16 protein-coding genes are annotated in these 20406 nt (G+C 71.9%); 12 read left to right on the forward strand and 4 right to left on the reverse strand.

Features of this window, described 5'->3' with window-relative positions; genetic code table 11:
* Positions 1–57: 57 nt before the first annotated feature.
* Entirely contained in the window at positions 58–2199 is a 2142-nt protein-coding gene (glgX, locus tag D0Z67_RS00495) for a glycogen debranching protein GlgX (protein ID WP_107059645.1), read from the reverse strand.
* On the reverse strand, positions 2196–2699 hold the full coding sequence (locus D0Z67_RS00500) for a pep a2 (RefSeq protein ID WP_031183319.1): 504 nt from the start codon (positions 2697–2699) through the stop codon (positions 2196–2198). The genes glgX and D0Z67_RS00500 overlap by 4 nt, the downstream gene beginning before the upstream one ends.
* A 302-nt stretch (positions 2700–3001) precedes the next feature.
* Here D0Z67_RS00500 and D0Z67_RS00505 point away from each other — a divergent pair, with 302 nt between their 5' ends.
* From D0Z67_RS00505 to D0Z67_RS00550, 10 genes are all read left to right on the forward strand, one after another.
* Positions 3002–3301, forward strand: coding sequence for a DUF5133 domain-containing protein (locus tag D0Z67_RS00505; RefSeq protein WP_031183318.1), 300 nt, complete (start codon positions 3002–3004; stop codon positions 3299–3301).
* Positions 3302–3413: 112 nt separating this feature from the next.
* Positions 3414–5405 (forward strand): alpha-1,4-glucan--maltose-1-phosphate maltosyltransferase, encoded by a 1992-nt coding sequence (locus D0Z67_RS00510; RefSeq protein ID WP_131589597.1) that lies wholly within the window; start codon positions 3414–3416, stop codon positions 5403–5405.
* Complete coding sequence (gene treS / locus D0Z67_RS00515; RefSeq protein ID WP_131589598.1) at positions 5402–7120, forward strand: maltose alpha-D-glucosyltransferase; 1719 nt, start codon at positions 5402–5404, stop codon at positions 7118–7120. Before D0Z67_RS00510 ends, treS begins: the two co-directional genes overlap by 4 nt.
* Positions 7121–7151: 31 nt before the next feature.
* A complete protein-coding gene (locus tag D0Z67_RS00520) occupies positions 7152–8516 on the forward strand; it encodes a maltokinase N-terminal cap-like domain-containing protein (RefSeq protein WP_031180680.1) in 1365 nt (454 codons plus the stop codon).
* Between the two features lie 3 nt (positions 8517–8519).
* Positions 8520–10736, forward strand: a complete 2217-nt coding sequence (glgB, locus tag D0Z67_RS00525) for a 1,4-alpha-glucan branching enzyme (protein WP_031180679.1) — start codon at positions 8520–8522, stop codon at positions 10734–10736.
* 254 nt (positions 10737–10990) lie between these two features.
* Positions 10991–12895, forward strand: coding sequence for an AMP-dependent synthetase/ligase (locus D0Z67_RS00530; protein ID WP_031180678.1), 1905 nt, complete (start codon positions 10991–10993; stop codon positions 12893–12895).
* A 147-nt stretch (positions 12896–13042) separates the two neighbouring features.
* Positions 13043–13477 (forward strand): ATP-binding protein, encoded by a 435-nt coding sequence (locus D0Z67_RS00535; RefSeq protein WP_031180677.1) that lies wholly within the window; start codon positions 13043–13045, stop codon positions 13475–13477.
* Positions 13478–13678: 201 nt separating this feature from the next.
* Entirely contained in the window at positions 13679–15073 is a 1395-nt protein-coding gene (locus D0Z67_RS00540; RefSeq protein WP_037774662.1) for an NAD(P)/FAD-dependent oxidoreductase, read from the forward strand.
* A 126-nt stretch (positions 15074–15199) separates the two neighbouring features.
* Entirely contained in the window at positions 15200–17455 is a 2256-nt protein-coding gene (locus D0Z67_RS00545; protein WP_031180675.1) for an FUSC family protein, read from the forward strand.
* Positions 17456–17472: 17 nt separating this feature from the next.
* Entirely contained in the window at positions 17473–17970 is a 498-nt protein-coding gene (locus D0Z67_RS00550; RefSeq protein WP_234312688.1) for a GNAT family N-acetyltransferase, read from the forward strand.
* Here D0Z67_RS00550 and D0Z67_RS29885 read toward each other — a convergent pair.
* Both D0Z67_RS29885 and D0Z67_RS29890 read right to left on the reverse strand, forming a co-directional pair.
* Positions 17939–18787 carry a SigB/SigF/SigG family RNA polymerase sigma factor gene (locus D0Z67_RS29885; protein ID WP_051887582.1) on the reverse strand — a complete coding sequence of 283 codons (849 nt, stop codon included), beginning with the start codon at positions 18785–18787 and terminating at the stop codon, positions 17939–17941. The genes D0Z67_RS00550 and D0Z67_RS29885 overlap by 32 nt on opposite strands.
* A 57-nt stretch (positions 18788–18844) precedes the next feature.
* The gene (locus D0Z67_RS29890; protein WP_031180672.1) at positions 18845–19282 is read right to left on the reverse strand and encodes an ATP-binding protein; all 438 of its coding nucleotides are present in this window, start codon (positions 19280–19282) and stop codon (positions 18845–18847) included.
* Between the two features lie 151 nt (positions 19283–19433).
* Here D0Z67_RS29890 and D0Z67_RS00560 point away from each other — a divergent pair, with 151 nt between their 5' ends.
* Both D0Z67_RS00560 and D0Z67_RS00565 read left to right on the forward strand, forming a co-directional pair.
* Positions 19434–19688 (forward strand): hypothetical protein, encoded by a 255-nt coding sequence (locus D0Z67_RS00560; protein ID WP_031180671.1) that lies wholly within the window; start codon positions 19434–19436, stop codon positions 19686–19688.
* A 261-nt stretch (positions 19689–19949) separates the two neighbouring features.
* On the forward strand, positions 19950–20405 hold the full coding sequence (locus tag D0Z67_RS00565; protein ID WP_031180670.1) for a cyclic nucleotide-binding domain-containing protein: 456 nt from the start codon (positions 19950–19952) through the stop codon (positions 20403–20405).
* Position 20406: the final 1 nt, after the last annotated feature.

Genomic DNA, 20406 nt, shown 5'->3' on the forward strand with positions numbered 1-20406 from the left:
GGACAGCGAAGAGGGCGCCCACCGGATCTCCGGTGGGCGCCCTCTTCGCTGTCCCGCTCAGCCGTCGCGGGACGGCCGGGACAGCAGGATCAGGCTCCGCGACTCGACCCGCAGCCGGGTGCCCGCCTTGCGCTCCCGCTCGTCGGGCACGCCCTCGGGGTCGGCGGTGTCGATCAGGGTCGTCCAGCGCTCGCCGTAGGACGCGGCGGGCAGCCGGAAGTCGACCGGCTCCCAGAAGCCGTTCAGGAGCAGCAGGAAGGAGTCGTCGACGACCCGGCCGCCGTAGGCGTCCCGCTCGGCGATGGCGTCGCCGTTGAGGAAGACGCCCACCGAGTGCGCGTCGCCGCGCCGCCAGTCCTGGTCGTTCATCTCGCGGGCGTCGGGCCGCAGCCAGATCAGGTCGGGCAGCGGCTGCTTGCGCCGGGTCTCGGTCTCGCCCCGGAAGAAGCGGCGCCGGCGCAGCACGGGGTGCTCGGCGCGCAGGCCGATCAGGCGCCGGGTGAAGTCGGCGAGGGCGCGCTGCTCGTCGGTGAGGTCCCAGTCGATCCAGGAGATCTCGTTGTCCTGGCAGTAGGCGTTGTTGTTGCCGCGCTGGGTCCGGCCGAGTTCGTCGCCGTGGCCGAGCATCGGGATGCCCTGGCTGAGCAGCAGGGTGGCCAGCAGGTTGCGCTGCTGGCGGGCCCGCAGTTCGAGCACGGCCGGGAGGTCGGTGTCGCCCTCGGCGCCGCAGTTCCAGGACCGGTTGTCGCTCTCCCCGTCCCGGTTGCCCTCGCCGTTGGCCTCGTTGTGCTTGTCGTTGTACGACACGAGGTCGCGCAGGGTGAAGCCGTCGTGCGCGGTGACGAAGTTGACGCTGGCCCGGGGCCTGCGCCTGCTGGCCTGGTAGAGGTCGGAGGAGCCGGTGAGCCGGGACGCGAACTCGCCCAGCGAACCGGGCTCGGCCCGCCAGAAGTCCCGTACGGCGTCCCGGTACTTGCCGTTCCACTCCGACCAGAGCTGGGGGAAGTTGCCGACCTGGTAGCCGCCCTCCCCCAGGTCCCAGGGCTCCGCGATCAGCTTGACCCGGCTGATCACCGGGTCCTGCTGGATGAGGTCGAAGAACGCCGACAGCCGGTCCACCTCGTGGAACTGCCGGGCCAGGGTCGCCGCGAGGTCGAAGCGGAAGCCGTCGACATGCATCTCGGTGACCCAGTACCGCAGCGAGTCCATGATGAGCTGGAGCACGTAGGGGTGCCGCATCAGCAGGCTGTTGCCGGTGCCCGTGGTGTCGTAGTAGTGCGCCCAGTCGCCGTCGACCAGGCGGTAGTACGAGGCGTTGTCGATGCCCCGGAAGGAGAGGGTGGGGCCCATCTCGTTGCCCTCGGCGGTGTGGTTGTAGACCACGTCGAGGATGACCTCCAGGCCCGCCGCGTGCATCGCCTTGACCATGGCCTTGAACTCGTTGACCTGCTGGCCGCGCGAGCCGAGGGCGGCGTAGGCGTTGTGCGGGGCGAAGAAGCCGATGGTGTTGTAGCCCCAGTAGTTGGACAGGCCCCGGTCGCGCAGCACACCGTCCTGCGCGAACTGGTGGACCGGCATCAGCTCGACCGCGGTGACGCCGAGCGAGGTCAGGTGCCCGGTGACCGCGGGGTGCGCCAGCCCGGCGTAGGTGCCGCGCAGCCGTTCCGGCACGTCCGGGTGGGTCGCGGTCAGGCCGCGCACATGGGTCTCGTAGATGACGGACTCGGAGTACGGGCGACCCGGCGGGCGGTCGTCGCCCCAGTCGAAGTAGGGGTCGGTGACGACGCCCAGCATCGAGTGCCCGGCGCTGTCGGCGGGGGCCGGGCCGTGCGGGTCGCGCTCGTACAGCGAGGCGTCGTTGTCCATCTGGCCGTCGACGGCGCGGGCGTAGGGGTCGAGCAGCAGCTTGGCCGGGTTGCAGCGGTGGCCGAGGGAGGGCTGCCAGGGTCCGTGCACCCGGTACCCGTAGCGCTGGCCGGGCCCCACCTCCGGCAGGTACCCGTGCCAGACGGAGCCGTCGACCTCGTGGAGGGGTACGGGCGTCTCCGCGCCCGTGTCGTCGACGAGGACCAGCTCCACGCGTTCGGCTACCTCGCTGAACAGCGCGAAGTTGGTGCCCTGGCCGTCGTAGGAGGCGCCCAACGGACAGGGGTGCCCGCTCCACACGGGCACCCCCTTCCGGGACTTCCTGGCCGTCACCGGGCGCCCACCGGAGTGCGGGGCACCTCGGCGGCCCGTTCGGGCACCGGGACCGCGCGGGGTACGCGCAGCATCCGGCGGATGTGCGGCGAGGGAGCGGTCGGGACCAGCGGAACCCGCTGGCCGGCGCGGGCACGCTGCGAGAACCAGATGATCCTGGCCCCGGTCTCGGTGGCGCAGCAGCCCCACCCGTCGCTCATGGCGGCGATGTCCGCGAGGCAGGCGCGCAGACCCTCGTCCGGGGCGAGGTCGCGGTCGCCGCCGCCGATGGCGGTGATGAGGTGCTGGCCGTTCCACCACATCTCGATGGAGGTGGTGGTGGCCGGGGCGTGCTGGTCGATGGCGCGCAGCAGAATCTCGGTGCCGCGACGGACGGGGTCCACGAGATTGTCGAGGTCCCAGTGGCTGAGGTGGGCGGCCAGGATGCGGCTGACCTGTCCCACCCGTTCCGGGCTGACTTCCACATCGAGGTGGTAGTAGCGAGGCACTCCGGTCTCCATTGTCGCTTGCTCCTCACCGGCGAAGCTCCTGCTCCACGGCCGTCCGGCGGGATCACCGGACACTCAGCGTGAACGTCAGTCGCTTCTGAGTCACCACCCACACTGCGGCTGCTACGCCATTCGTGCAACACGAGCATCACGAACGGCGGGGTCGTTGAAGATCCAACAGGACGGAGTGTGTTTACCCGTGCACCATGAGTGAAAGCCCTCGAACGCCGTAACGGTTCCGCGCCCTCCCGTGCCCGGACACCACCCGACCGTCGGGAACGCGACGTCGAGAGCCGTGGAAGGTGAAGGGGACCATGCTGCTACCCGCCAAGGCCGAAGTGGCCCGGCAGTTGCGGCGTTACCGGGCGTGGGAGCGCGTGATGCTCGCCTCGCCCCACGACCGCACGGTCCGGAGCACCTTCGAGGACTCGGGCTACACGTTGTGCGTTTTGATGGGAAAACGCTGCGCCAGGGAGGCGGCGGACGCCGCGGAGCGTTATCTGCGCTCCACCCCGCCCGGCCGGCTGAGCGAGCAGGACGGGCGGCCGCAGCCCGGACGGACGGCGCGACGCGCGCAGTCACCGGAGCGGCGATCCACGGCGCCAAGCCCCTGACCTGGCACCGTACATGGCGTTCCCCTACGGGACGGCACCTGCCGGCCCCGTATCCAGGACCGCGAAGCCGGGCCCCGTGTGCCCGGCTTCGCGCACGGCGGAGGTGAGATCCATGCGCAGGACCCCGGCCATCGGCCGCGTACCGGTACGTGATGTCCGGCCGGCCGTGGAGTGCGGCAGGCGCCCGGCGAAGGCGGTGGCCGGGGAGACGTTCCAGGTGACCGCGACCGTGTTCCGCGAGGGACATGACGCGGTGGGCGCCAATGTGGTCCTGCGTGGCCCCAAGGGCCGGCGCGGCCCGTGGACCCCGATGCGCGAGCTGTCCCCCGGCAGCGACGTGTGGGGCGCGGACATCACCCCGGACGCCACCGGCCGCTGGACCTACCGCGTGGAGGCGTGGTCCGATCCGGTCGCCACCTGGCGGCACGCGGCCGGCATCAAGATCCCGGCCGGGATCGACACCGGCCTGGTGCTGGAGGAGGGCGCGGAGCTGTACGAGCGCGCGGCCGCCGCAGCGCCCCGGGGTCCGGAGCGCGACCTCGTCCTGGCCGCCGCCCACGCCCTCGGCGACGACACCCTCTCGGTGAACCACCGGCTGAAGGACGCCCTGGGCCCGGAGGTGGCGGCGGTCCTCGCCCGGTATCCCCTGCGCGATCTGGTGACCGCCTCGGACCCGATGCCGCTGCTGGTGGAGCGCGAGCGCGCCCTCTACGGCTCCTGGTACGAGTTCTTCCCCCGCTCGGAGGGCACCGTCGACCAGCCGCACGGCACCTTCCGGACGGCGGAGAAGCGTCTGGAGGCCATCGCGGAGATGGGCTTCGACGTGGTGTACCTCCCGCCGATCCACCCGATCGGGACCACGCACCGCAAGGGCCGCAACAACACCCTGACCGCGACCCCGGACGACGTCGGCGTGCCGTGGGCGATCGGCTCCCCCGAGGGGGGCCACGACGCCATTCACCCGGATCTCGGCACCCTGGACGACTTCGACCACTTCGTGGGCCGGGCAGGCGAGTTGGGCCTCGAGATCGCCCTGGACTTCGCCCTCCAGTGCTCCCCGGACCACCCCTGGGTGGAGAAGTACCCCGAGTGGTTCCACCACCGCACGGACGGCACCATCGCGTACGCGGAGAACCCGCCGAAGAAGTACCAGGACATCTATCCGATCGCCTTCGACGCGGACATGGACGGCCTGGTCACCGAGACCGTGCGGGTGCTCCGGCACTGGATGGAGCACGGTGTCCGCATCTTCCGCGTCGACAACCCGCACACCAAGCCCGTGGTGTTCTGGGAGCGCGTGATCGGCGAGATCAACCGCGCCGACCCCGATGTCATCTTCCTGGCGGAAGCCTTCACCCGTCCCGCGATGATGCACACCCTCGCCCAGGTCGGCTTCCAGCAGTCGTACACCTACTTCACCTGGCGCAACAGCAAGCAGGAGCTCACCGAGTACCTGACCGAGCTGTGCGGCGAATCGGCCGCCTACATGCGGCCCAACTTCTTCGCCAACACCCCCGACATCCTGCCCGGCTACCTCCAGCACGGCGGCCGGCCCGCCTTCGAGATCCGGGCCGTGCTCGCGGCGACGCTCTCTCCCGCCTGGGGCATCTACAGCGGCTACGAGCTGTGCGAGAACCAGGTGCTCCAGCCGGGCGGCGAGGAGTACCTCAACTCCGAGAAGTACCAGCTGGAGCGCCGGGACTGGGAGGCGGCCGCCCGCGAGGGCCGGACCATCGCGCCTCTCATCACCCGCCTCAACGAGATCCGCCGCGCCCACCCCGCGCTGCGTCAGCTGCGCAACCTCAGCTTCCACCGGACCGACAACGACGCGGTGCTCGCCTACAGCAAGCGCACCGGTGACGACACGGTCCTGGTGGTCGTCAGTCTCGACCCGCACCACACCCAGGAGGCCACGGTCTCGTTGGACCTGCCGCGACTCGGCCTGGACTGGAACGACGCCCTGTCCGTGCACGACGAACTGACGGGCGAGACCTACCACTGGGGCCGCGACAACTACGTGCGCCTCAGCCCCGGCCGCGCCCCCGCGCACGTCCTGCGTGCCGAGCCGGCGACGTCCCAGATCGGAGGGCCTTCAGCGTCATGACCGTGAACGAACCCGTGCCGGACACTTTCGAGGACACTCCGGCCAAGGACCGGGACCCCGAGTGGTTCAAGCGCGCCGTCTTCTATGAAGTGCTGGTCCGCTCCTTCCACGACAGCGACGGCGACGGTGTCGGCGACCTGAAGGGTCTGACGGCCAAGCTCGACTATCTCCAGTGGCTCGGCGTGGACTGCCTCTGGCTCCCGCCGTTCTTCAAGTCCCCCTTGCGGGACGGTGGTTACGACGTCGCGGACTACACCTCCGTCCTCCCGGAGTTCGGCGACCTGGCCGACTTCGTGGAGTTCGTGGACGCGGCCCACCAGCGGGGCATGCGGGTCATCATCGACTTCGTCATGAACCACACCAGTGATCAGCACCCGTGGTTCCAGGAGTCCCGCGCCAACCCCGAGGGCCCCTACGGCGACTACTACATGTGGGCCGACGACGACAAGCAGTACCAGGACGCCCGGATCATCTTCGTCGACACCGAGGTCTCCAACTGGACCTTCGACCCGGTGCGCGGACAGTACTTCTTCCACCGCTTCTTCTCGCACCAGCCGGACCTCAACTACGAGAACCCGGCGGTGCAGGAGGAGATCCTGGCCGCCCTGCGGTTCTGGCTGGACCTCGGCATCGACGGCTTCCGGCTCGACGCGGTGCCGTACCTGTACGCGGCCGAGGGCACCAACTGCGAGAACCTGCCCGCCTCGCACGCCTTCCTGAAGCGCGTCCGGAGCGAGATCGACGCCCAGTACCCGGACACCGTGCTGCTGGCGGAGGCCAACCAGTGGCCCGAGGACGTGGTCGACTACTTCGGCGACTACTCCACCGGCGGCGACGAATGCCACATGGCCTTCCACTTCCCGGTCATGCCCCGCATCTTCATGGCCGTCCGCCGCGAGTCCCGCTACCCGGTCTCGGAGATCCTCGCCAAGACCCCCGCCATCCCCACCAACTGCCAGTGGGGCATCTTCCTGCGCAACCACGACGAGCTGACCCTCGAAATGGTCACCGACGAGGAACGCGACTACATGTGGGCCGAATACGCGAAAGACCCGCGTATGCGCGCCAACATCGGCATCCGCCGCCGCCTCGCCCCCCTCCTCGACAACGACCGCAACCAGATCGAGCTCTTCACCGCCCTGCTGCTCTCCCTGCCCGGCTCGCCGATCCTCTACTACGGCGACGAGATCGGCATGGGCGACAACATCTGGCTCGGCGACCGCGACGCCGTCCGCACCCCCATGCAGTGGACCCCCGACCGCAACGCCGGCTTCTCCTCCTGCGACCCCGGCCGACTGTTCCTGCCGACCATCATGGACCCCGTCCACGGCTTCCAGGTCACCAACGTCGAAGCCTCCATGTCCTCCCCGTCCAGCCTCCTGCACTGGACCCGCCGCATGATCGAGATCCGCAAGCAGAACCCCGCCTTCGGACTCGGCTCGTACACCGAGCTGGTCTCGTCCAACCCGGCGGTGCTGGCCTTCCTCCGCGAGTACGGCGACGATCTGGTGCTGTGCGTGCACAATTTCTCCCGGTTCGCGCAGCCCACCGAACTCGACCTGCGGACCTTCGACGGGCGGCACCCGGTGGAGCTGATCGGTGGGGTGACGTTCCCGGCGATCGGTGAGCTGCCGTATCTGCTGACCCTCGCGGGCCACGGTTTCTACTGGTTCCGGCTCACCCGACCCGCATCCCGCATCGGCCGCCGCCGCTGAGCGCCCGGCGCCGAGGAAAGGACGCGTCACCATGCCGAAGACCATCACCCTCAGCCCCCCGGCGGCGACCGGTGCCGACGGGCTCCTGGCCTCGCTCGGCGGCCTGCTCGGCGAATGGCTGCCCCGGCAGCGCTGGTTCGCGGGCAAGGACCGCCCGGCCACCGACCTGTCGGTGCTGTCCGTCACCGAGCTGTTCCCGGGCTGCCTGCACCTGCTGGTGAACGCCTCGCACGCACCCGTGCCCACGCCCGGCGGCACTCCCCCGCCCGGCGACTGCTACCAACTGCTGCTCGGCCTGCGCGAGCGGCCGCTGCCGAGCCTGGACCGGGCGTACATCGGGCGCGCCGAGCACGGCCCGCTGGCCGGGTTCGCCGTGTACGACGCGCTGCACGACCCGCGCTGCGCGCACCTGCTGCTGGAGCGGCTGCGGCGGCCCGGCACGGCGGGGCCGCTGCGCTTCGAGGTGGACGAGGCCGCCCACGTGCCCGGCGGCCTCGCGCCCCGGCTGCTGACCAGCGAGCAGTCCAACTCGTCGATCGTGTACGGCGACGCGTACATCCTCAAGCTGTTCCGCCGTATCCAGCCGGGCGTCAACCCGGATCTGGAGGTACCGCAGGCGCTGGCCGCGCAAGGGTGCGCGCGGGTGCCCGCGCCGGTGGCGTGGTTCTGCACCACCGCGCCGCGCCCGGCCACGCTGGGCGTGCTCCAGCCGTACCTGCCGGACGCGGTCGACGGCTGGGAGCTGGCCCTCGGGGCGCTGGCCCTGGGGGACGACTTCACCGCCGAGGCGACCGAGCTGGGCGGCGCCATGGCCGAGGTGCACCTCGCGCTGGCCGGGGCGTTCCCGCCGGCCGGCGGGGACGAGAACGCCGTCACGGCCGACGCGATGTGCGGACGGCTGGACGCGGCGGCGCGTGCGGTGCCGGGGCTGCGGCCCTATGTGCCGGGCCTGAGGGCCGCGTTCGGGGCGCTGGCCGCCCGCGACTCGGGGCCGGCCGCCCAGCGTGTCCACGGTGACCTGCATCTGGGCCAGGTGCTGCGCGCCGGGTCCGACTGGTTCGTCATCGACTTCGAGGGCGAGCCCTCCCGTCCGCTCGCCGAGCGGCGGACCGCGCAGTCCCCGGTGCGTGACATCGCCGGGATGCTGCGCTCCTTCGACTACGCGGCGCGGCAGCGCCGCCCCTGGCGGCCCGAGTGGGCGAGCCGCTGCCGGGAGGCGTTCTGCGCGGGCTACGCGGCCCGCGCGGGCTGGGACCCGCGCGAGGAACACGCGCTGCTGCGCGCGCACGAGACGGACAGGGCGGTGTACGAGGTCCTGTACGAGGCGAGACACCGGCCGGACTGGCTTCCGGTCCCGATGGCGGCCATCGAGCGGCTCGCCGAGTGGAGAGGCTGAACCATGGCACTGCGCGACACTTCGCTGCCCGAGACCTCGGGCCCCGTCCGCACCTCGGACATCGCCCTGAAGGGCGAGGAGCGCGACCGTCTGCTGGGCGGCGCGCATCACGACCCGCACTCCCTGCTGGGCGCCCACCCGGTGCCGGACGGCGTGCTGTTCCGTGCCCTGCGCCCGAACGCGCGGGAGGTGAGCGTCCTGGCCGACGGGGTGCGCTCGCCGCTCGTCTCGGAGGGTGGCGGTCTCTTCTCGGCCGTGCTGCCCTACCGGGACATCCCTGCCTACGAGTTGGTGGTCGGCTACGAAGACGGGGGGGCGGGCGAGCAGACGGTGCACGACCCGTACCGTTTCGCGCCCGCGCTCGGTGAGCTGGATCTGCATCTGATCCGGGAGGGCCGGCACGAGGAGCTGTGGAAGGCGCTGGGCGCCGAGCCGATGACCCACGAGGGCGTCGCGGGCACCCGGTTCACCGTGTGGGCGCCGAACGCCCAAGGGGTGCGGCTGGCCGGTGAGTTCACCTTCTGGGACGGCACGCAGTACCCGATGCGCTCGCTGGGCGCGGCCGGGGTGTGGGAGGTGTTCCTGCCGGGGATCGGCGAGGGCGCGAAGTACAAGTTCGAGATCACCTCGCGCCACGGCCACCGGTTCCTGAAGGCGGACCCGATGGCCCGGCTCACCGAGGTGCCGCCGGACACCGCCTCGGTCGTCACCTCCTCCCGCTACGCGTGGGACGACGCCGAGTGGATGGCGCACCGGGGCGACACCCCCGTGCACCAAGCGCCGATGTCGGTGTACGAGGTGCATCTGCCGTCCTGGCGGCCGGGGCTGACCTATCGCGAGCTGGCGGAGGAACTGCCCGCGTACGTAAAGGACCTGGGCTTCACGCATGTCGAGCTGATGCCGGTGGCCGGGCACCCGTTCAGCGGGTCGTGGGGCTACCAGGTCACCTCGTACTACGCGCCCACCCCTCGGCTCGGTTCACCGGACGACTTCAAGTTCCTGGTGGACGCGCTGCACCGGGCGGGCATCGGCGTGATCATGGACTGGGTGCCGGCCCACTTCCCCAAGGACGACTGGGCGCTGGCCCGGTTCGACGGGGACCCGCTGTACGAGCCCGGGGACTCCCGGCGCGCCGAGCACCCGGACTGGGGGACGTACGAGTTCGACTTCGGCCGGACCGAGGTGCGGAACTTCCTGGTCGCCAACGCGGTGTACTGGTGCGAGGAGTTCCACATCGACGGGCTGCGCGTGGACGCGGTGGCCTCGATGCTCTACCTGGACTACTCGCGGGATTCCGGCCAGTGGGCGCCGAACGTCTTCGGCGGGCGCGAGGACCTGGACGCGGTGGCGTTCCTCCAGGAGATGAACGCGACCGTGTACCGGCGCTGCCCGGGGGTGGTGACCATCGCCGAGGAGTCGACGGCATGGGAGGGCGTGACCCGGCCGACCGACAGCGGCGGTCTCGGGTTCGGGCTGAAGTGGAACATGGGCTGGATGCACGACTCGCTGGAGTACGTGCAGAAGGAGCCGGTGCACCGCAAGTACCACCACCACGACATGACGTTCTCGATGGTGTACGCGTACAGCGAGAACTACGTGCTGCCCATCTCGCACGACGAGGTGGTGCACGGCAAGCAGGCGCTGGTGTCGAAGATGCCCGGCGACTGGTGGCAGCGGCGCGCGAACCACCGGGCGTACCTGGGCTTCATGTGGGCTCACCCCGGCAAGCAACTGCTTTTCATGGGACAGGAGTTCGCGCAGGGCGCGGAGTGGTCGGAGAAGCACGGGCCGGAGTGGTGGCTGCTGGCCGACGACTACCACTCGGCGGCCGACCACCGGGGCATGCGGGATCTGGTGCGGGACCTGAACACGGCGTACCGGGACGCCCCGGCGCTGTGGCAGCGGGACACCGATCCGGGCGGCTTCCAGTGGTCGGTGTGCGACGCGGCCGACGACAACGTCTTCGCCTTCGTCCGGTACGCCGAGGACGGCACTCCCCTGCTGGCGGTGTCCAACTTCTCGCCCGTGGTCCGGGAGGACTACCGGCTCTGGGCGCCCGAGCAGGTGCCCGCCTGGCAGGAGGCGCTCAACACCGACGCGGCGGCCTACGGCGGCAGCGGCATCCAGGTGGGCGACGCGGGCAAGCTCTGCCCGGAGGACGGCCGGCTGCGCCTGACGCTGCCGCCGCTCGCCACGGTCTGGCTGACGCCCGCCCGCTGAGCCCGCGCGACCGGCGCCCGACACGGGGCGGCCGGGGTCAGGACGACCCCGGCCGCCCTTTCGGCATGCCCCGGCGGCCCCACCGATACCGGTACGGAACGGCGGCACCCGGGGCCCACCGGACACCCGCAGGTCATCAGGGGATCACGACTTTCTCCTTCCCCGCACCGAAACCGCTTCCCCGCGCTACATTCGTGCACCGCCGACACAGAGCCGATCGGCGGGGTCACCCTCCGTACTTCCAGGAGCAGCGCATGCGCGACGTCGCCTCCGCTCCGGCAGCGTTCCCGCCGCCCGCCGGCGGGCTCGCCGACACCGTCTTCGAAAGGGCCGAGGAGAACCCCGGCCTCCCGCTGCTCGCCCGGCACGCCAAGGGCGCCCCCGGCGGCTGGGAGACGGTCACGGCCGGCCGGCTCCGCGACGAGGTGCTCGGGCTGGCCAAGGGGCTGGTGGCCGCCGGGATCTCGCCGGGCCACCGGGTCGCCCTGATGGCCCGCAACCGCTACGAGTGGACGGTGCTGGCGCACGCGCTGTGGACCGTGGGCGCGGAGGTCGTGCCGATCCATCCGACCTCCTCGCGGGATCAGGTCGAGTGGATCCTGCGGGACGCGGGCTGTGTGGCCGTGGCGGTCGAGGACGAGCTGGGCGTGATGACGGTCGGCACGGTGTGCGCGGTGCTGCCCCGGCTCCGGCACGTGTGGCAACTGGACGCGGGCGCGCTGGCCGAACTCACCGAGCGGGGCGTGGACATCCCGCTGACCACCGTGGAGTCGCTGCGCCGGATCGTGCTGCCGGACTCCACCGCCGCCGTCACCTACACCTCCGGCGCCACCGGCCGCCCGATGGGCTGCGCGCTGAGCCACCGGGGTCTCGCCTACCCCTGCGACGTGCTGCTGGCCGGCTGGGGCCACACGGCGGCGCAGCCGGGCGAACAGCCCTCGGTATTGGCGTTCCTGCCGTTCTCGCACGTGTACGGGATCATGATCCAGACGATGTGCCTGCGTGGCGGCATCCTGATGGCGCACGAGCCGGAGATGACCGAGGAGGCGCTCGCCTCCGCGCTGAGCACCTTCCGGCCGACGTACCTCTACGGTGTCCCGTCCGTGTTCGAGAAGCTGTACAAGACGTTCCTGAGGGCCGCTCAGCAGGCGGGCAGGGGTGCGCTGTTCGAGCGGGCGGCGCAGACCGCGCGGGACTTCGCGGAGGCCGAGGAGCGCGCCCGGCTCGGCATCGGCACCGGCCCCGGGCTGGATCTGCGGCTGCAACACGCCCTGTACGAGCGGACGGTGTACCGCAAGCTCCGCTCCGCGCTCGGCGGCCGGGCCCGGCGGGGCACCTCGGGCGGGTCCTCGCTGAGCCGCGAACTGTCGCTGTTCTTCGAGGGCATCGGGCTGTACATCCACGACGGGTACGGGCTGACGGAGACCTCGGGCGGGATCACCATGCAGCCGCTTGGCCGGGAGAAGTCGGGCACGGTGGGCGTGCCGCTGCCGGGCACCGACGTCCGGGTGGCCGAGGACGGGGAGATCCTGGTGCACGGCCCGTCGGTGTTCCAGGGGTACATCGGCGACGAGGCGCGTACCCGGAGTGTGCTGCGCGGGGGCTGGCTGTCGACCGGGGACATCGGGCGGCTGGACCGGGAGGGGTATCTGACCATCACCGGCCGCAAGAAGGACCTCATCGTCACCTCCAGCGGCAAGAGCGTGGCGCCCGCCCCGCTGGAGCAGCGGCTGCGGATGCACCCCCTGATCCATCAGGCGGTGGTGGTCGGCGAGGACCGGCCCTGCATGGGCGCGCTGATCACCCTGGACCCGGAGTTCCTCTCGCACTGGCGGGCCGCGCTGGCGCTCCAGGGCGACTTCGAGGGGCGGGAGAGCCGGGAGGAGAGCGCGCTGCGCGAGGAGCTGGCCCGCGCGATCGCCTCGGCCAACAGCACGGTGTCGCGCGCCGAGTCCATCCGGGTCTACCGGGTCGTGCAGGAGCCGTTCGCCCCGGACAACGGGTTGCTGACGCCCTCGCTGAAGCTGCGCCGGGACGTCATCGCGCGGCACTACGCGGCCGAGATCGACGCGATGTACAAGGCCCGTTCGCGTGCCGCGCGGGGCGGGCGGACCCCGGAACCGGCGGACTGGGACGAGCCGGACGACGTATTCCGGTGAGCCACTTCCCCGTCGGGTGGCCCGACCACGCGTAATCCGCCTCGCGCTGGGAACCCGCCCTGGTGAACTGACCAGCGACGATGACCGCCCCGGAGCGCGGGGCCCGCACCCGGGCCCGCTCCGGGAGACCGGGCCGGGGAATGCGAGATGGCGACAGAGCGGCGTTGGGACGGCACACCTCCCTCCGAGAGGGCGCACGAGCGTGCCTACTCCTTTCCCGGCGAACTTCCGAACGTCACGGGCGCGCGGCTGGCGGCGGAGGAGTTCCTGCGCAAGCTCGCCCGGGACGCGCCGCCCACCGCGCCGGAGTACTGGGACGACATCCTGCTGGTGGTGACGGAGCTGGCGGCCAACGCGGTGCAGTTCGCGCCGGGCCCGTTCGGGCTGCGGATGCGGCGCACCTTCGACGGGGTGCACGTCACCCTGCACGACACCAGCACGGTGGTGCCCGAGCCGCGCCCGTTCAGGCCGAGTTCGGGCGGCGGGGGCATCGGCTGGCATCTGGTGCACACCCTGTGCGACCAGGTGAGCGTGGTGGTGGTCGGGGACGGCAAGGACATCCACGTCTTCCTGCCCTGGTGAGGGCGCCGGAAGGTGTACCGGTGCGGAATCGGGTTACTCCGGTGCGTGGAGGGGCAGGCTGCTGCCCACGCGTCCGCCGCCGGGCGCTTCCGACTGGCGGAACGGCTCGGGGCGCGGTGGGATCGGGTGTGGTGGCAGTGGTCCCGGGCATGCGAACGGCGTCCACCCGGACCGACGGGAGCCGCAGAAGGGAACAACACCGTGACACGACGACCCAGGATTCTGGTGATCGGCGCAGGCTTCGCCGGAGTCGAGTGCGTCCGCCGGCTGGAGCGCAAACTCGGCCCCGACGAGGCGGACGTCGCCCTGGTGACGCCGTTCTCCTACCAGCTCTACCTTCCGCTGCTGCCCCAGGTCGCCTCCGGCGTGCTGACGCCGCAGTCGATCGCCGTCTCGCTGCGCCGCAGCAAGAAGTACCGCACCCGGATCATTCCGGGCGGGGCGATCGGGGTGGACCTGGCGGCGAAGGTGTGCGTCATCCGTACCATCACCGACGAGATCGTCAACGAGCCCTACGACTACCTGGTGCTGGCGCCGGGCAGTGTGACCCGCACCTTCGACATCCCGGGCCTGGCCGAGCACGCCTTCGGCATGAAGACGCTCGCGGAGGCCGCGTACATCCGTGACCACGTCATCTCGCAGCTCGACCTCGCGGACGCCAGCGACGACCCCGAGGAGCGGGCGGCGCGGCTGCAGTTCGTGGTGGTCGGCGGCGGCTACGCGGGTACGGAGACGGCGGCCTGCCTGCAGCGGCTCACCCATGCGGCGGTCCGGCGCTATCCGCGGCTGGACCCGAGCCTGATCCGCTGGCATCTGATCGACATCGCGCCGAAGCTGATGCCGGAGCTGGGCGACCGGCTCGGCAAGCAGGCGCTGAAGATCCTGCGCGACCGGGGCATCGACGTCTCCCTCGGGGTGTCCGTGGCCAAGGTGACCGAGGACGAGGTCACCTTCACCGACGGCCGGGTGATCCCGACCCACACCCTGATCTGGACGGCCGGTGTGGTCGCCAGCCCGCTGATCGGCACGCTGGACGCGGAGACGGTGCGCGGACGGCTCGCGGTGACCCCGGAGATGACCGTGCCGGGGCACGACGGGGTGTTCGCACTCGGTGACGCGGCGGCCGTGCCGGACCTGGCCAAGGGCGAGAAGGACGCGATCTGCCCGCCCACCGCGCAGCACGCCATGCGGCAGGGCCCGAAGGTGGCGGACAACATCATCCACGCGCTGCGCGGCGAGCCGCTGGAGCCGTACGTCCACAAGGACCTCGGTCTCGTGGTGGACCTCGGCGGCAAGGACGCTGTGTCCCGGCCGCTCGGCATCGAGCTGCGCGGCATCCTCGCCCAGGCCGTGGCACGCGGCTACCACTGGTCGGCGCTGCGCACCGGGGTCGCCAAGGCGCGGGTGATGGTGAACTGGCTGCTGAACGCCATCGCGGGGGACGATTTCGTCCGTACGGGCTTCCAGGCCCGCAAGCCCGCCCAGCTCAAGGACTTCGAGTACACGGACTCCTATCTGACGCCGGACCAGGTCCGCACCGAGGTGCGCACGGCCGAGGCCGAGGGCAAGGTGCGCGGAAAGGTGACCGGGGGCTGAACCGGGTGAGCCGGGCTGCCGGAGGCCGCCGTCCCGTGCCGGGGGCGGCGGCCTCCGGCAACTTCGGCCGTCGTGACATCCTGGGTCGTAGATCATGATCCGGCACGGAAGAAAGAGCGCGGCGGCGTGAAGGCAAGGGGACGGGCGCTTCTGGTACGGCTGTGGGACCGGCTCGCCGCGTCCGATCCGGGACTGCTGCGGCTGATCGCCGGGCTGCGTACGGTGGCCGCGATCGCGCTGACGCTGGTCCTGCTGGCGTCGCTGCGCTTCCCCGTCCCCCAGCTGGTCGCGGGTGCGATGGCGGCGATGGCGGCGACCTTCGCCGTCCGGGAGACCGAGCGCGCCAAGCAGGCCGTCACGGTGGCGCTGGCGCTGCCGGTGGCGCTGGCGTCGGTGTCGGCGGGGGCGGTGCTGAACCGCTGGCCGCTGGTCAGCGACGTCTCCTTCCTGCTGATCATCTTCGCGGCCGTCTATCTGCGCCGGTTCGGCGACCGGGCCACCGGGCTCGGGCTGATCGGCTTCCAGGTCTACTTCCTGTCGCTGTTCGTGCGGGCGACGCCGCCGATGCTGCCCTCGCTGTACATCGTGATCACGGTGGCCGTCGGGTGCAGCGCGTTCGCGCGGTTCGTGCTGATGCCGCAGACCGAGGCGGGCACGCTGGACCGGCTGCGGCGGGCCTTCCGGGCCCGGCTGGGACAGTTGCTGGGCACGCAGATCGAGCTGCTGGACGCGGGTCCGGACGACGTCGACAAGGTCGTGGAGGACCTGCGCACGGGTACCGCCCGGCTGCACGAGACGGCGCTGATGATCCAGGGCCGGCTGGAGGGCGGTGCCTCGGACGACGCGACGGCCCGGCTGGTGCAGCGGCGTGTCGCGGACGCCGAGATCGCCGCCGAGCGGCTCGGGCTGATGCTGCTGACCGCGCGCAGCGCCGAGCGGACCGACACCCTCACCCTGCATCTGCCGGGCGCACAGCTGCCGTCCGGCCGGATGCTGCCGGTGCGGGACCCCTCGACGGAGACGATGCGCCGGGATCTGCGGGCGCTGCGGCTGCTGGTGCTGCGTCCGGTGGGCGAGACCTCGGGGACGGCGCTGGCCCAGGTGCGCAACCGGCTGCTCGGCTACCGCGAGGAGGACAATCTGCCGGACGCGTCCCCGGCCGTGCAGGACGTGTTCCGGGGCATCGGTGAGGCGGCGCGCGCGGTGCTGGGTCTGCGGACCGCGCTGGACGGACCGCAGGACGAGTCCGACGACACCCCGGCGACCAGCAGGTCCCGTGAGGAGCTGGACGCCGAGGACGCGGCGATCGAGATCAGCGAGGAGCCCGATCCGGAGACACCCGAGGAGACCGGTCTGCGGCGCCCCACGACGCGGGCGGCCATCCAGGTGGCGGTGGGCGCGTCGCTGGCCATCGTGGGCGGTGAGCTGCTGTCCCACCAGCGCTGGTACTGGGCGGTGCTGACCTGCTGGATCGTGTTCATCAACACCACCTCCACCGGGGAGATCCTGGTGAAGGGCGGCCGGCGGCTGCTCGGCACCGTCCTCGGGGTGGTCGCCGGTATCGGTCTCGCCGGTGCGGTCGGGCACCACACGTGGACGGCGTTCGCGCTGGTGCTGGTGTGCGTGTTCGCCATGTTCTACACCGCTCCCCTGTCGTACACGCTGATGTCGTTCTTCGTGACGGCGGCGCTGGGACTGCTCTACACGCTGCTGAACACGTACAGCATGTCGGTGCTGGTGCTGCGGGTGGAGGAGACGGCGCTCGGCGCGGCCTGCGGGGTGATCACGGCGGCGGTGGTGCTGCCGGTGCGTACCGACCGGCGTACCAACGAGCTTTTGGTGGCGGTGCTGGACAAGCTGGCCGAGCTGACGCAGGCGGCCGTGGACCAGCTCAGCGGGCGGCCGCACACGGATCTGGTGGACCAGGCCCGCGAGCTGGACCAGGCGCTGGCCGACCTGCACGCCGCGACCAAGCCGCTGACGCACCCGGTCACCCCCTTGCGCTCCCGCCGGGACACCGCGCGGTACGTGGTGGCGCTGCTGGAGACCTGCGCGTACCACGGGCGGGCGCTGGCGGCCACGGCGGAGCTGCTGCCCAGCAACCCGTCGATCGCGGCCGATCCCCGGCTGCGCGGGGTGTGCAGCCGGATCGTGCACAACATCGAGGCGATCGCCGACCACGTCCGCGACCCGCACTCCTCCGCCGAGCTGGAGACCGGCCCGAGCATCGCGTCCATGCTGGAGCCCGGCACCCTGGCCACCCCCCGCTGGGGCCGCGTCACCGACCGCGTCCTCCGCCACCTCCAGCGCCTGGACGAAGCCGTCTCCGGCCTCGCCCGCCCCCTGGGCGTCCCGGTGAAGGTGGAGGCGGCGAAGAAGTGACGGCGGAGGGGGTGGCGGTGATCTCGGCACACGGTCTGCTGCTGCGGGAGTGGACGCCGGAGGATCTGCCCGTCCTGCGCGCGCTGTTCGACGATCCCGACGTCGCGTACCGCACCCCGCTGGCGGCACCGTTCGACGCGGCGGCCGCACGGGCCTACCTGGACAGCGCGATCGGGGCGCACCGGCGGCTCCATCTGGCGATCACGACGGACGGCCGCACCGCGCTGGGCGAGATCCTGCTCGACCGGGACCTCGGCGGCATCGGCTACGTGGTCGGCGCCGCCCACCGGGGCCGGGGGCTCGCGGCGCGGGCGCTGCGAGCGATGACGGAGCACGCGCACCGGGCGGAGGGGATGGACCGGGTGCTGCTGGAGATCGAGCCGGACAACGCGGCCAGTGTCGCCGTCGCCCGCTCCGCCGGTTACCGCCGGGCGGCGGTGGCGGCGGAGACGGTCACCGACAAGGGGCGGACCTATGAGCTGCTCACCTGGGAGCACCTGGCACCGGCCGGCTGAGGGGCGCGTCGGCTCCGGGGTCCTGGGTCTCGGTGCGGACTCGGGCGCAGATGTGCTGCAGGAGGCGGGAGACGTGCATCTGGGAGATGCCGAGGCGGGCGGCGATGCGGCTCTGCGAGAGGTCCTCGAAGAAGCGCATGTAGAGGATGTCCCGGTCGCGTTCGGGCAGCCGGCTCAGACTGCGCCGGGCGGCCTCGCGGTCGACGACGACGGAGTAGGCGGGGTCGGGGGCGCCGAGGCTGTCGGTGAGGGCGCCGCCCTCGCCCGCCGGATCGGCGTCCAGGGAGAGCGTGCTGTAACTGTCCAGCGCCTCCAGCCCGGTGGTGACCTCCGCCTCGGTGAGCCCGGTGTGCCCGGCGATGCCCGCGACGCTGGGCGTCTGTCCGCCAGGCCGGTCGGTGAGGTCGCGGCGGGCGACGCGGACCCGGTTGCGCAGCTCCTGCACCCGGCGCGGAACCCGCAGCGCCCAGGTGCGGTCCCGGAAGTGCCGCTTGACCTCGCCGGTGATGGTCGGCACGGCGTAGCTCTCGAAGGCGCCGCGTTCGGGGTCGAAGCGGTCGATGGCCTTGACCAGGCCGAGCGCGGCCACCTGGCGCAGGTCCTCCACGTTCTCGCCCCGGTCGCGGAAGCGGCCGGCGATGCGGTGGGCCATGGGCAGCCAGGCGGTGGTGAGCTCGGCGCGCAGGGCGTCGCGCTCGGGGCCGGCCGGCAGTGCGGCGAGCCGGGTGAAACGGGCTTCGGTCCCGGGCGCGTCGTCGTGCGTCCGCCGGGGCCGCGCGGCCTCGGTGGGAGGGGTGTTCGAGCGGTGGGTCGGCATGAACGAGCGCTCCAGACGGTGGCGGGTGCGCGGCCGGGAAGGGGCCGTGTTCAGCGTTCAGCGCAGGGGCACGACGGCGGTGACGCACTTGCCGCCGCGCGGGAGTCCGGCCACCCGTACGTCGCGGGCCAGCAGGCTGACGATGGGCCAGCCCCGGCCCCCGGTGCGGCCGCGGTCGGCCTCGGTGTCCAACCGGGCGGTGGTGTCGGGGAGTTCGTCGCTGCGGTCGCTGACCGAGAGCCGTACGCCGCGGGTGTCGACGTCGACCTCGAAGCCGGTGATGCCGCCGCCGTGCAGGATGGCGTTGGCGGTCAGCTCGGAGGCGACCAGCAGGGCGTCCTCAAGGGTCTCGTCGGCGCACGTGAGCGCGCGCTCGCGACAGCGTTCGGTGACGGCGCGGCGCACATCTCTGCGGGCGTCCGCCGGGCGGTACGCCATGCTCCTGCGGCTCTGCCGGGGCACGGCCGGGGTGCTGGTCGCGTACTGGTCACGCATGATGTCGTCCATCCCTCCCTGCGCGGTGCCCGGTCTCTCATGGGGCGGTGCCCGGACGGCCGGGGGTCTTCCATGCGGCTCACCGCTGGCGGCGATGTCAAACACGGGGTGCGGATGCCTTTTCCGGCTCCCGGACGGGTAGGAGCCCCGCATGAGCGAAGTCGTGGACGCGGACGAACTGTTGCGGCGCATCCGGCGGGGCCGGGATCTGGCCGCCGAGGAGGAGCGGGTGTGGCTGGAGCGGGCGCAGAGCCTGACGGCCACCGATCCCGACCGGGCCCGGGAGGCGACCGAGCGGGCGCTGACGTATCAGGTGGTGGCCGGGGTGCTGACGGAGATCGTCGCGCCGGGCAGCCGTCCGGCGGACGGCGGGACGGGTGCGGCGGGAGTGAGGCACGTCACGTGATGTCGGATTCCCATACCGGTCGGACGCCCTGTGGTTTATCGTTCATCCATATCGGGGCGCGACCGGGACCGGGAATCCGAGTGTCACGCGCGCTTCCGCATTGACTGCCCTGGCTGGCTTCCCCCGTCCAGCCAGGGCTTTTTCCTGCCCTCGGCACGGCGGGCCCGCGCGCTGCCGCCCCTTCGAGGTGCCTCTCGCGGCGGCAGCGGCTCCAATGGGCTTAGGGAACCACCCGAACGGCCGCCGGTGAGGAGCCCGCGTATGACGAAAGCGATCAAACTGCCGACCGCTCTGCCACAGGCCCAGCGGGAACGGCTGATGGAGCTGGCCAAGGAGGTCTCCTTCCCGGAGGACACCCGTGTGTTCGAGGCGGGCGGCGTCGCCGACCGGTTCTGGGTGATCCGGTCGGGCGCCGTCTCCCTGGACCAGCAGGTGACCTCCCGGCAGTACATCACCGTGGCCACGCTCGGCGCCGGTGACCTGCTGGGCTGGTCCTGGCTCTTCCCGCCGTACGAGTGGGACTTCGGGGCGGTGGCGTTCAGCAACGTCCGCGCCTACGAGTTCGACGGGCCCTCCGTGCTCGCGCTGTGCGTGGAGGACCCGCTGCTCGGGCTGTCGCTGGTGCGCACGGTGGCCGAGATCCTGGCCCACCGGCTGGAGACCACCCGCGGCAAGCTGATGGACCAGTACGCGATCCGACGGAGCGCCCCCCTGTAGG

This window comes from Streptomyces seoulensis (genome assembly GCF_004328625.1).
Classification (GTDB): domain Bacteria; phylum Actinomycetota; class Actinomycetes; order Streptomycetales; family Streptomycetaceae; genus Streptomyces; species Streptomyces seoulensis.